The sequence below is a fragment of the Cryobacterium lactosi genome, assembly GCF_004403945.1.
In the GTDB taxonomy this organism is placed as follows: domain Bacteria; phylum Actinomycetota; class Actinomycetes; order Actinomycetales; family Microbacteriaceae; genus Cryobacterium; species Cryobacterium lactosi.
In genome coordinates, this window is sequence record NZ_SOHM01000027.1 from 64,509 (window position 1) to 75,450 (window position 10,942).

A 10,942-nucleotide genomic window follows, 5' to 3' on the forward strand; every position below is an offset into this window, starting at 1 on the left:
CGCTTGTGTATACAGAGACCGTGAAGTCCGCGCCGGAGCGGGCGAGCGACCGGGCCTACCGGGTGCTGCGCGATGAGATCCTGGACGGCACACTGCCGGCCGGTACCGTGCTGCTCGAGGTGGAACAGGCTGCCAGGCTCGGCGTGTCGCGCACCCCGCTCCGCTCGGCCGTGGCACGGCTCGTGGCGGACGGCCTCGTCGCCGGCCGCAGCGGCAGGGGCTTCTCGGTGACCGAGATGTCGGTCGATTCCATCAACGATCTCTACGAGCTGCGCGAGGCCCTGGAGGAGCGCGCCGCGACCCTGGCCGCCCGCAGTGCCGACCGCTCCGCATTCGCCACGATGAGGGAGAGGTTCGTCGCCGCTCCCGCCCTGCTCGAGGCCGGTGAGAACGGGATCCACGAGTACTACGCCCTGATCGACGAGTTCGATGCCGCCATCGACGCCGCCGTCGACAACTCCTTCCTCGTCGGCGCCCTCGACACCGTGCGCACCCACCTGGCCCGCATCCGTCGGGTGGCCAGGGGCAACCCGGTGCGGTTGCGGGCCGCCGCGGCCGAACACCTCTTGATCCTCGACGCGATCATCGGCGGGGATGCGGCGCTCGCCGCGCACGCCACCCACGTACACCTGCACCTCAGCCTCGCGAGCGTGCTCGCGGTGCTTGCGGCGACCGAGACGACTTCCTGACCTCCCCGATTCGAAAGGACCATCCCGTGCAGACAACCCACGTGCGCGTGCACCCCAGCGAGAGCAGCCCCGCCCGTACCGAGCAATTGGCATGGAAGATCGCCGCCTGCGCGGCCGACCCGGTCCCCGTCGACGACGCCGTCACCGAGATGATCATCAACCGGGTGATCGACAACGCCGCCGTGGCCGCCGCCTCGCTCACCCGCGACCCTGTCGCGGCGGCCCGCTCGCAGGCGCTGGCGCATCCCCGTTCGGCCGGCGGCGACGGCGCCACCGTGTTCGGACCGGTCAGCGGGCGCAAGGTCTCACCGGAGTGGGCGGCCTGGGCCAACGGCGTGGCCGTGCGGGAGCTCGACTACCACGACACCTTCCTGGCCGCCGAGTACTCCCACCCGGGCGACAACATCCCGCCGATCGTGGCGGTGGCCCAGCACCTCGCCGCGGCCCGCGGCCTCACCGGGCGCGAACTGGTGCGCGGCATCGCCACCGGCTACGAGGTGCAGATCGACCTGGCCCGCTCGATCAGCCTGCACAAGCACAAGATCGACCACGTCGCCCACCTGGGCCCGTCGGCCGCCGCCGGTATCGGCACCCTGCTCGGCCTGGACCCCGACACGATCTTCCAGGCCATCGGCCAGGCCCTGCACACCACCACAGCCACCCGGCAGTCCCGCAAGGGAGAGATCTCCAGCTGGAAGGCGTTCGCGCCGGCCTTCGCCGGGAAGATGGCCGTCGAGGCCGTGGACCGGGCCATGCGCGGCCAGACCAGCCCGACGCCGATCTACGAGGGCGAGGACGGTGTCATCGCCTGGCTGCTCGACGGACCGGATGCCGGCTACGAGGTGTCGCTGCCGGCCGGCGGCGAGCCCAAGCGCGCCATCCTGGACAGCTTCACCAAGGAGCACTCCGCCGAATACCAGGCCCAGGCCCTCATCGACCTGGCCCGGAAGCTCCACCGCGAGCACCCCGAGATCCTGGTGCCCGGCGCGATCCGGTCGATCGTCATCCACACCTCGCACCACACCCACAACGTCATCGGTTCCGGCGCCAACGACCCGCAGAAGTACGACCCGCGGGCCAGCCGGGAGACCCTGGACCATTCGGTGCCGTACATCTTCACCGTGGCGCTGCAGGACGGCGCCTGGCACCACGAAGACTCCTACCGGCCGGAGCGGGCCAGACGAGCCGACACCGTGGCCCTGTGGAACACCGTGACCACCAGCGAAGACGCCGAGTGGACCCGCCGCTACCACTCCACAGACCCCGCCGAGAAAGCCTTCGGCGGCCGGGTGGAGATCCTGCTGGCCGACGGCACCCGTCTGGTCGACGAACTGGCCGTGGCGGATGCGCATCCGCTCGGCGCCCGCCCGTTCGGGCGGGAGGACTACGTCGCCAAGTTCCGGCTGCTCGCCGGTGCTGCCCTGGAGGAACACGAGATCGAACGGTTCCTCGACCTCGCCCAGCGGTTGCCCGAGCTCTCCGGCGCCGAACTCGGCACGCTCACCCTGGTGGCCAGGCCCGGCCTGTTCGACCACCTGCCCAGCCTGAACGGAATCTTCTGATGCTCTACTCCGGACTCACCCCCGCCGCCAAGCGCGCCCAGCTCCGCGCCGACCTCGCCGGCGGCAGCCTGCTGCGCTTCCCCGGTGCCTTCAACCCGCTCTCCGCCAAGCTGATCCAGGCCAAGGGGTTCGAGGGCGTCTACATCTCCGGCGCCGTGCTCGCCGCCGACCTCGGCCTGCCCGACATCGGCCTGACCACCCTCACCGAGGTCGCCGGCCGCAGCCAGCAGATCTCCCGGATGACCGACCTGCCCACCCTGGTTGACGCCGACACGGGCTTCGGCGAGCCGATGAACGTAGCCCGCACCGTGCAGACCCTCGAAGACGCCGGCGTGGCCGGCCTGCACATCGAGGACCAGGTGAACCCCAAGCGCTGCGGGCACCTCGATGGCAAGCAGGTGGTCGACACCGACACCGCCCTCAAGCGCATCCGCGCCGCCGTCGACGCCCGGCGTGATGCGAACCTGCTCATCATGGCGCGCACCGACATCCGCGCCGTCGACGGGCTGGATGCCGCGATCGACCGGGCGAAGGCCCTGGCGGACGCCGGCGCGGACGCGATCTTCCCCGAGGCCATGGGCACCCTGGCCGAGTTCGAAGCCATCCGGGCCGCGGTGGACGTGCCGATCCTGGCGAACATGACCGAATTCGGCAAGAGCGAACTGTTCCGGGTGGACCAGCTCGAAGGCGTCGGGATCAACCTGGTGATCTTCCCGGTCTCGCTCTTGCGCCTGGCAATGGGCGCGGCCGAACGGGGCCTGGACACCATCATCGCCGAGGGCTCGCTGACCAGTGCGCTGCCGCAGATGCAAACCCGCGCGGAGCTCTATCAGCTGCTGGACTACGAGGCTTACAATCGCTTCGATTCGGGGATTTTCAACTTCACTCTGAGCGGTCACGACGGCTAGCCCAGCACCACACCAGCAGCACCACACCCGCAGTACCAGCACGGCAACTTCAGGACGCAAAGGAGCGAAATGACCATCAACCAGCCCATCAACCCGCCCGTGGTGCACCAGCAGGCCGGGCCGGAGATCCACCGCGGCCTGGCCGGGGTGGTGGCCGACACGACGGCGGTGTCCAGGGTCAACCCCGACTCCAACTCGCTGCTCTACCGCGGCTACCCGGTGCAGGAATTGGCCGCGCAGAAGAGCTTCGAAGAGGTCGCCTACCTGCTCTGGAACGGTGAGCTACCCGACGATGAGCAGCTGGCCGAATTCGAGAGCGCGGAGCGGTCGCTGCGGCGCCTTGACCACTCGGTGCGGCGGGTGATCGATGAAATCCCGACCTCCGCCGACCCGATGGACGTGGTGCGCACCGCGGTGAGCGTGATCGGCGCCAACGACCTCAGCACCCCGGACTCCTCGGTGGAGGCGAACCTGGCCAAGTCGCTGCGGTTGTTCGCTCAGCTGCCCGCCATCGTCTCCTACGACCAGCGTCGCCGGCACGGCCTCGACCTCGTCGAACCGCGCGACGACCTGGGCTACTCGGCGAACTTCCTCTACATGACCTTCGGCGAGGTGCAGGAGGTCGAGGTCGTCGAGGCCTTCGACGTGTCGATGATCATGTACGCCGAGCACTCCTTCAACGCGTCAACCTTCACGGCCCGGGTGATCACCTCCACGCTCTCCGACCTCTACTCGGCCGTGACCGGGGCGATCGGGGCGCTCAAGGGGCCGCTGCACGGCGGCGCGAACGAGGCCGTGATGCACATCTTCGGCGAGATCGGCCTGGGCGACGGGGCGGCCGAGCGCGCCGGGCTCTGGCTCGACGACACCCTCGCGCACAAGCGCAAGGTGATGGGCTTCGGCCACCGGGTCTACAAGCACGGCGACTCCCGGGTGCCCACCATGCACACGGCCCTGCTCACCCTCATCGAGCACTACGACCGGCCCGACCTGCTCGCCCTGTACGACGCGTTGGCCGACGGCATGAGCGCGCGAACCGGCATCCTGCCGAACCTGGACTACCCGGCCGGCCCGGCGTACCACCTGATGGGATTCGACACCGCCAGCTTCACGCCGATCTTCGTCGCGGCCCGCGTGACCGGCTGGACCGCCCACATTATGGAACAGCTGGCCGCGAACGCGCTGATCCGACCGCTGTCGTTCTACACCGGAACGCCGGAGCGACACGTTCCACCGGCCGCGGCGGGCGAGGTGCTCTGAGCCGCGCCGGCAGCTCCATACTGGAGGCATGACAGTACTGATTGCCGGATGCGGCGACCTCGGCACCGAGGTGGGCCTCCGCCTGAGCGCGCTCGGCCAGCAGGTGGTGGGCCTCCGCCGCAACGCCGGAGTGCTCCCGGCCGCGTTGAACGGGCAGTCCGTGGACCTCAGCCGAGAGCGGCCCGACGTGCCGCCGGACACCGACGTCGTGATCGTGACCGTGGCCGCGGGCAACCCGGACCCGGCGATCTACCGGGCCGCCTATGTGACCGGCCTGGCCAACCTGCTCGACGCTCTGGACGCCGCGCGGGTGACCCCGCGCCGGTTCCTGATGGTGTCCTCCACAGCGGTCTACGACGTGGACGACGGCAGTACCGTCGACGAGGACACCCCCGCGCACCCGGGGCCGGGCACCGACTCAATCCTGGCCGAGGCCGAGCAGCTGCTGCGCAGCCGGATCCCGTCGGCTGTCGTGCTGCGCCTCGGCGGCATCTACGGCCCCGGCCGGGAGCGCCTGATCGATCAGGTGCGTTCGGGCCGCGCGAGTGTGGCCGAGCGCGGCCGGCTGAGCAATCGGATCCACCGTGACGACGCCGCCGCGATGATCGTGCACCTGGTCTGTCGCGCCAAGGGGCCGGACCGGCTCTATCTCGGCGTCGATTCGACACCGGTACCGGTCGTGGAGGTGCTGACCTTCCTCGCCGGCGAACTCGGCCTACCCGTGCCCGAGATCATCGAGACCGGCAGCAAGCGTGGCGGCGACAAGCGGGTGAGCAACCGGCGCATCCTGGAGACCGGATTCAGCTTCGCCTATCCGAGCTACCGGGAGGGCTACCGGGCCGTGCTGGCCGGTCAGGGCGTGCGGCACCCGTAACCACCGGCTGGACGCTGCTCCGCATCGTGGCCGCACCGAGCCGCAGCATCCCGTCGGTCAACGGTTCGCAGCGCAGGCCCCCGCGCCCACGCAGGGCCCGATGGGCGCCGGGGGCCAGCACCACATCCATCCACGCGCAGGGGTTCGCCGGCCGGTGCGCCCGGAACTCGACGGGACCGTCGCCGCTGTCGAGCGAGAAGGTCGCCCCGCGCAGAGCGTCGACATCCACGCCGCGCAGCAGGATGTTGCGCCGGGTGGCGACCGGATCCAGCGGGTGCGCCAGCGCCAGCTCGGCGGCGACCCGGTCGAGTACCTCGGCGTTCATCACCGTGACCGACGCCTGCACGTGCGCTCGACGGCCGAAGTGCCGGTCGCCCACGATGCCCAGGCCCGCCCGCACCTCGATGCCGGCACGGCTCTCCTCGCCCACCGCCGGCAGCGGCCCGTCGGCCGGGCGCCCCTCGTACCGGTGCACGGGGGACGCCAGCAGCAGCACGATCTCCACCTCGGCGCTGTACGGCAGGACGCTCATCAGCTCGCTACGGGGCCATCCCGGCGGCGACGGGCACGAACTCCACGTTGTTGGTGGGGTGCACGGTCTTAGCCGGGGCGCGGGAGAATCCCTTGGCGTCGAGGCGGTTCTCGGCGCGGAAGGTGGCCAGGGCCGCGTCGTACAGCTCGTTCAGCCGGGCGCCGGTGTACTCGCCGGTGCTTCCGTCGGTGAAGAGAATCGCGATGGGGGTCTTGCTGGGGAAGTGCCGGTTCATGCGGACGAAGCCGTCGGCATCCTGCTGCAGTGTGATCATGGGTCAATTCTCCGCTACCCGGGTGCCCGCCGCGGAACCGGGCCCTTGGTCCGCGCACGTCGGGCGCGCGAGGTTCTACCATTGACAAATGCAACAGGACCAGCACACCGAGACCCCCGCCACCGTCGATCCGCCTGTCGATCCGCCCCGCGAGGTGCTGGAGTGGACCGAATTCGCCGACGCGTCCAGGTCGCTGGCCTCTACTGTGCTGGCCAGCGGCTTCCAGCCCGACGTTGTCATCGCCATCGCCCGCGGCGGCCTGCTGCTGGCCGGGGCGATCTCCTACGCCCTCGGCACCAAGAACTGCGGCTCCATCAACGTGGAGTTCTACACCGGCATCGACGAGCGCCTGCCGGAGCCCGTGCTGAGCGGGCCGATGCTCGACGCCCCCGCGCTCGCCGGCCTGCGGGTGCTGCTCGTCGACGACGTCTCCGACTCCGGCCACACCCTGGCCCTTGTTGTCGGCATCCTGAAGGAATCGGCCGGTGAGGTGCGCTCCGCCACCCTGTACACCAAGCCGCGCACCGTGCACGTGCCCGACTTCACCTGGCGCGAGACCGACGGCTGGATCGTCTTCCCCTGGTCGTCACTGCCGCCCGTGACCGCCACCCCGCTGACCTCGGTCGTGGACGCATGAGCATCCACCTCGTCGGCGGCGGCTGGGCTGCCGAGAACGACACTGACAGCGACGCCGTGGTCTACGGCCCGTTCCTGGCCGAGGCCGCGCTGCGCGCAACGGCGGCCGGCCGCGACGAGCCGCGCCTGGCGATCATCGTGGTGCGGAACGGCGACGGCGACGACCACGCTGCCAAACTCGTCGCGGCCCTCGGCGCCGTCGGGCCCATCGACCCGCATCTGACCGTGCTCGGCCTGGCCGACGAGGCCGCCCTGCTCGCGGTGGCGGATGTCGACGGCATCGTGATCGGCGGCGGCCTCACCCCCGCGTACCTCACGGCCGTCGCCCCCATCGCCGGGGAGATCCGCCGCCAGGTGGCCGCCGGCATCCCGTACCTCGGCTACTCAGCCGGCGCCATGATCGCGGCCGAGCGCGCGGTTCTCGGCGGCTGGCAGATCGGCGGCGTTCCGGTCAGCCCGCAGGGCGCCTCGGAGGAACTCGACGAGATCACCATCGAGAACGGCATCGGCCTGCTCGACGTGACCGTGGACGTGCACGCCGCCCAGTGGGGCACGCTGGGCCGCATGGTCGCCGCCACCGAGGCCGGCCTGATCCGCGGCGGCCTCGCCGTGGACGAGGGCACCGTGCTGATCGTGGGCCAGGGCACCCTGGGCGTGGCCGGTACCGGCAGCGTCTGGACCGTCAGCGAGTCAGAGGGCGGGGTGCTGGTGAGCACCTTCGGCTCCTGATCGACATCGCGAGTCCACGAGCCGAATGACCGAACCGGCACTGATCGAGCCCGGCTGGGCGCGAGCGTTCGGTGTGCCCGTGACCGGCCCTGCCGCCGACGCTGTCAGCACCGTCGACGTCAGCACCGTCGCCCCGTTCGCGGCCCCGCTCGCCTTCGCGCGTGCGGCGGCCGCGGCCGGCGAGCAGGTGCTTCCCGCGCCGGAGAACATCCTGCGCGCGTTCCGGCAGCCGTTCGACGACGTGCGGGTGCTCATCGTGGGCCAGGACCCGTACCCGACCCCCGGGAATCCGGTGGGCCTGGCGTTCTCGGTGGCGCCGGATGTGCGCCCGGTTCCACGGAGCCTGGCCAACATCTTCACCGAACTGCAGGCCGACCTCGCCCTGCCGGCACCGCCGAACGGCGACCTCAGCCCGTGGACCCGGCACGGCGTGCTGCTGCTCAACCGGGTGCTCACCGTGCGGGCCGGCGCGGCCGGCTCCCACCGGCGGCACGGTTGGGAGGCCGTGACCGAACAGGCCATCCGGGCACTCGCCGCCCGCGGCACCCCGCTGGTCGCCATCCTCTGGGGCAAGGACGCCGAAACCCTGCGCCCACTGCTCGGGCGAACACCCACGATCGTCTCGGCGCATCCGAGCCCGCTGTCGGCGCGGCGAGGCTTCACCGGCTCGCGCCCGTTCAGCCGGGCGAACACGCTGCTGGCGGAGCAGGGAGCTGCGCCCGTGGACTGGTCACTGACGGTAATCTGAACAGCGTTACGAGAGGACACCACCGGTGCTTGAAGAGGAATACCAGCCGCGTCGACGGTTGCCGCGTCACCTGACGCCGGCACCGGCCCCCGAGGCTCCGTTCGAGTTCGCGCTTCGGGACGCCGTGGAGACCGACCTGCCTGACATTCAGGAGATCTACAACTACTACGTCGCCAACAGCACCGTCACCTTCGACGAGGACGCCATGACGCTGGCCGAGTGGCGCGACAAGTTCCACTACCTGGCCAAGCTCGGCATGCCGTTCATCGTGGCCGAGTCACCGGCCGGCCAGCTGCTCGGCTACGCCCTGGTGAGCCCGTGGAAGCAGAAGAAGGCCTACAGGTTCACGGTCGAGAACTCGATCTACCTCGGCGCCGCGTCTACAGGCAAGGGCCTGGGCCGGGTGCTGCTGGCCGAACTGATCGAACGTTCGAAGGCCGCCGGCCTCAAGGAGATCATCGCCGTGATCGCCGACCAGGGGGCGGAGGCCTCGATCAAGCTGCACCAGGACTTCGGCTTCGAGGAGATCGGCCGAATGGGCAAGGTCGGCTTCAAGTTCGAGCGCTGGCTCGGCACCGTGCTGCTGCAGAAGAGCCTGAAGTAGTCCTCAGGCTCAGCGCCGCGACAGCCGCCCGGTGACGGTCACGACGGCCCGCCGCGGCGCCGAACCGGCCAGCCAGGCCGTGATCCGGTTCTGGGTGCCCGCGACCACGTGCGGGGGAGTGCGGGGCGCGTCGAGGGCCGCGAACGCCGCAGCCATCACCTCGTCCACGCTCATCAGCCGACGCGGCCCGCCGGGCGACCGCCGGGCGACGGCGTAGAACTCGGTTTCGGTGGGGCCGGGGCAGAGTGCGGTGACCTTGAGGCCGGTGGCCCTGGTCTCGTACCAGAGCGCCTCGGTGAGGCTGAGCACGTAGGCCTTGGCGGCGGCGTACACCGCCAGCCGCGGCACCGGCTGGAACGCCGCCGTGCTGGCCACGTTCACCAGTGCCGCGCCGTGCGGATGCGCGAGCGCCGCGGATTGCAGGCCGGGCAGCAGCGCGTGGGTGAGATCGGTCAGCGCCGCCACGTTCACGGCGACCTGGTCGTGCACCCGGTCGCCCGGCGCATCCACCAGGGTGCCGAAGTGGCCGAAGCCGGCGTTGTTGATCAGGGTGGCCACCCGGATATCGCGTTCGGTCAGGTCGCGCACCAGCTCGGGGATGGCCCCCGGTTCGGCCAGATCGAGCGGGATCACCGTGGACACGGTGCCGTACTTCTCGGCCAGATCCACCGCGAGGTCTTCGAGTCGCTCGAGTCGCCGGGCCGTGAGCACGAGGTCGGCGCCGCGTCGGGCGAGCTCGTGGGCGAACCCCACCCCGAGCCCGCTGGATGCTCCGGTGATCAGGGCCGTCGTGCCCATCGGGTTGTACTGCGCGGCAACGGTGGTGCGGGTCATTCTTCGAGGCTACCCGGGCCGGGGTTTTCAGCGCCAGCATCAGGTCAGCAGAGTGAGGTCCACCCTGCCCAGAGTGAACACCAGCAGCGACGACCCGGCACCGCCGACCAACAGCAATCCGGGGTGGGCGAGCCCGATAGCCAGGGTGCGCAACCCCGGCCGCCCCTGCAGGAACTCCGCCGGGACATCACGCTGGCCGCTGGTTCGGGTCGGGACCTGGCGCCAGCCGCGCAACCGGCGCAGGAACCAGGCGCAACGCACGACCAACGCCAGCCAGAGCACCGCGACGACCACCGGCACCAGGGCGAGCAGGAGGGTGAAACCCAGCCCGGTGACGGCCCGTTCCTCATGGTCGCCGGCCTCCTGGATCGCCGCCTCGATCGAAGCGCCCAGCGCCAACGAGACGCCCCACACGATGAACGCGGCGATCAGCGCCAGGAACCGCACCACGAAGTGTGCCAACACGCTCTCCCGCACCGGCTGCAGATGGCTGCGCGGGGTGGCGGCGAGCACGAACAGGGTGGCGGTCAGGGTGGGCAGTGCCGCGAGCACGATGGCCGGCCACCGGCTCCAGGTGGGCGCCCCGACTAGCTCCTGCGCCAGGATCACCGCGAACCAGAAGCCCACCCACAGCCAGCCGGCATTCAACGGATGCCGCACCAGCCACGCAGTCATGGCAACACTGTAGCCAGATGGGCACTGGCTAGGCTCGGGGGATGGCCGACCTCTTCGAACTGACTGCCCTCGAACAATGGCGCTCGCTGCAGCAGGGCGAGATCAGCCCCACCGAGCTCACCGAGCACTACCTGGCCCGGATCGACCGGCTGGACCCCGGCCTCGGTGCCTTCGTCACGGTGACCGCCCAGAACGCCAGGGCCCGCGCCCGGTTCATAGAGACCCAGGTGCCCAAGACCGCACCGCTGTGGGGGCTGCCGTTCGGCGACAAAGACCTGCAGCAACGCGCCGGCGTGCCCGCCCGGCTCGGCTCCCGGCTGATGCTGCACAACATCCCCGAGACCAGCGACCTGCTCGTGCAGGCCCTCGACACCGCCGGCGGCGTGAGCCTGGGCAAGACCGCCACCCCCGAATTCGGCCTCCCCTCCTACACCGAGCCGGTGGCCGGCGCCCCCGCCCGCAACCCCTGGAACCCCGCGCTGGGCGCCGGCGGCTCCAGCGGCGGCGCCGCCGTGGCCGTAGCGGCCCGGATGCTGCCGTTCGCCCCCGGCAGCGACGGCGGCGGTTCGGTGCGCATCCCGGCCGCCGCCTGCGGGCTCGTCGGCCTCAAGCCGTCC

The 10,942-nt window shown here is 70.8% G+C and carries 14 protein-coding genes; 10 read left to right on the forward strand and 4 right to left on the reverse strand.

From position 1 onward, the window contains the following. The first annotated feature begins 5 nt into the window (after window positions 1-5). The 5 genes from E3T61_RS11650 (at window position 6) to E3T61_RS11670 (ending at window position 5,293) form a co-directional block, all read left to right on the forward strand. Window positions 6-689 carry a GntR family transcriptional regulator gene (locus E3T61_RS11650; RefSeq protein ID WP_241992528.1) on the forward strand — a complete coding sequence of 228 codons (684 nt, stop codon included), beginning with the start codon at window positions 6-8 and terminating at the stop codon, window positions 687-689. Between the two features lie 26 nt (window positions 690-715). Then, a complete protein-coding gene (locus E3T61_RS11655; protein ID WP_134641023.1) occupies window positions 716-2,251 on the forward strand; it encodes an MmgE/PrpD family protein in 1,536 nt (511 codons plus the stop codon). After that, window positions 2,251-3,159: a methylisocitrate lyase gene (prpB, locus tag E3T61_RS11660; protein ID WP_134641024.1), complete on the forward strand. Its 909-nt coding sequence runs from the start codon at window positions 2,251-2,253 to the stop codon at window positions 3,157-3,159. The genes E3T61_RS11655 and prpB overlap by 1 nt, the downstream gene beginning before the upstream one ends. 69 nt (window positions 3,160-3,228) lie before the next feature. Beyond that, window positions 3,229-4,419: a bifunctional 2-methylcitrate synthase/citrate synthase gene (locus tag E3T61_RS11665; RefSeq protein WP_134641025.1), complete on the forward strand. Its 1,191-nt coding sequence runs from the start codon at window positions 3,229-3,231 to the stop codon at window positions 4,417-4,419. A gap of 28 nt (window positions 4,420-4,447) precedes the next feature. Further along, window positions 4,448-5,293 (forward strand): NAD-dependent epimerase/dehydratase family protein, encoded by an 846-nt coding sequence (locus E3T61_RS11670; protein WP_134641026.1) that lies wholly within the window; start codon window positions 4,448-4,450, stop codon window positions 5,291-5,293. On the opposite strand, the gene E3T61_RS11675 is transcribed toward E3T61_RS11670, so the two are convergent. Together E3T61_RS11675 and E3T61_RS11680 are read right to left on the reverse strand one after the other, a co-directional pair. Beyond that, window positions 5,220-5,825, reverse strand: coding sequence for an MOSC domain-containing protein (locus E3T61_RS11675; protein WP_198418679.1), 606 nt, complete (start codon window positions 5,823-5,825; stop codon window positions 5,220-5,222). The two genes, E3T61_RS11670 and E3T61_RS11675, sit on opposite strands and share 74 nt — an antisense overlap. 7 nt (window positions 5,826-5,832) lie before the next feature. After that, window positions 5,833-6,099 (reverse strand): hypothetical protein, encoded by a 267-nt coding sequence (locus E3T61_RS11680; RefSeq protein ID WP_134641027.1) that lies wholly within the window; start codon window positions 6,097-6,099, stop codon window positions 5,833-5,835. A gap of 88 nt (window positions 6,100-6,187) precedes the next feature. Here E3T61_RS11680 and E3T61_RS11685 point away from each other — a divergent pair, with 88 nt between their 5' ends. Genes E3T61_RS11685 through E3T61_RS11700 form a run of 4 tightly spaced genes read left to right on the forward strand, consistent with a single transcriptional unit; the run spans window position 6,188 to window position 8,816 of the window. Continuing rightward, complete coding sequence (locus E3T61_RS11685; RefSeq protein ID WP_134641028.1) at window positions 6,188-6,736, forward strand: phosphoribosyltransferase; 549 nt, start codon at window positions 6,188-6,190, stop codon at window positions 6,734-6,736. Beyond that, window positions 6,733-7,464 (forward strand): Type 1 glutamine amidotransferase-like domain-containing protein, encoded by a 732-nt coding sequence (locus E3T61_RS11690; RefSeq protein ID WP_134641029.1) that lies wholly within the window; start codon window positions 6,733-6,735, stop codon window positions 7,462-7,464. The genes E3T61_RS11685 and E3T61_RS11690 overlap by 4 nt, the downstream gene beginning before the upstream one ends. A 25-nt stretch (window positions 7,465-7,489) precedes the next feature. Continuing rightward, window positions 7,490-8,212, forward strand: a complete 723-nt coding sequence (locus tag E3T61_RS11695) for a uracil-DNA glycosylase (RefSeq protein WP_134641030.1) — start codon at window positions 7,490-7,492, stop codon at window positions 8,210-8,212. 25 nt (window positions 8,213-8,237) lie between these two features. Further along, window positions 8,238-8,816, forward strand: coding sequence for a GNAT family N-acetyltransferase (locus E3T61_RS11700; RefSeq protein WP_134641031.1), 579 nt, complete (start codon window positions 8,238-8,240; stop codon window positions 8,814-8,816). Between the two features lie 9 nt (window positions 8,817-8,825). Here E3T61_RS11700 and E3T61_RS11705 read toward each other — a convergent pair whose 3' ends face one another. Both E3T61_RS11705 and E3T61_RS11710 read right to left on the reverse strand, forming a co-directional pair. After that, window positions 8,826-9,650, reverse strand: coding sequence for an SDR family NAD(P)-dependent oxidoreductase (locus tag E3T61_RS11705; protein WP_241992529.1), 825 nt, complete (start codon window positions 9,648-9,650; stop codon window positions 8,826-8,828). A 39-nt stretch (window positions 9,651-9,689) separates the two neighbouring features. Beyond that, entirely contained in the window at window positions 9,690-10,325 is a 636-nt protein-coding gene (locus tag E3T61_RS11710) for a hypothetical protein (RefSeq protein ID WP_134641032.1), read from the reverse strand. A gap of 41 nt (window positions 10,326-10,366) precedes the next feature. Between E3T61_RS11710 and E3T61_RS11715 the strand changes: the two genes are divergently transcribed. Further along, window positions 10,367-10,942 (forward strand): amidase family protein (locus E3T61_RS11715; protein WP_134641033.1); only part of this gene is annotated, 576 nt, incomplete at its 3' end.

Bases quoted from the DNA above. Each gene is read 5' to 3' on its own strand.
- E3T61_RS11680 (WP_134641027.1), bottom strand. From the start codon at position 6,099: ATGATCACACTGCAGCAGGATGCCGACGGCTTCGTCCGCATGAACCGG.
- E3T61_RS11695 (WP_134641030.1), top strand. From the start codon at position 7,490: ATGACCGAACCGGCACTGATCGAGCCCGGCTGGGCGCGAGCGTTCGGT.
- E3T61_RS11665 (WP_134641025.1), top strand. From the start codon at position 3,229: ATGACCATCAACCAGCCCATCAACCCGCCCGTGGTGCACCAGCAGGCC.
- E3T61_RS11670 (WP_134641026.1), top strand. From the start codon at position 4,448: ATGACAGTACTGATTGCCGGATGCGGCGACCTCGGCACCGAGGTGGGC.
- E3T61_RS11690 (WP_134641029.1), top strand. From the start codon at position 6,733: ATGAGCATCCACCTCGTCGGCGGCGGCTGGGCTGCCGAGAACGACACT.
- E3T61_RS11705 (WP_241992529.1), bottom strand. From the start codon at position 9,650: ATGACCCGCACCACCGTTGCCGCGCAGTACAACCCGATGGGCACGACG.
- E3T61_RS11675 (WP_198418679.1), bottom strand. From the start codon at position 5,825: ATGAGCGTCCTGCCGTACAGCGCCGAGGTGGAGATCGTGCTGCTGCTG.
- E3T61_RS11685 (WP_134641028.1), top strand. From the start codon at position 6,188: ATGCAACAGGACCAGCACACCGAGACCCCCGCCACCGTCGATCCGCCT.
- prpB (WP_134641024.1), top strand. From the start codon at position 2,251: ATGCTCTACTCCGGACTCACCCCCGCCGCCAAGCGCGCCCAGCTCCGC.
- E3T61_RS11710 (WP_134641032.1), bottom strand. From the start codon at position 10,325: ATGACTGCGTGGCTGGTGCGGCATCCGTTGAATGCCGGCTGGCTGTGG.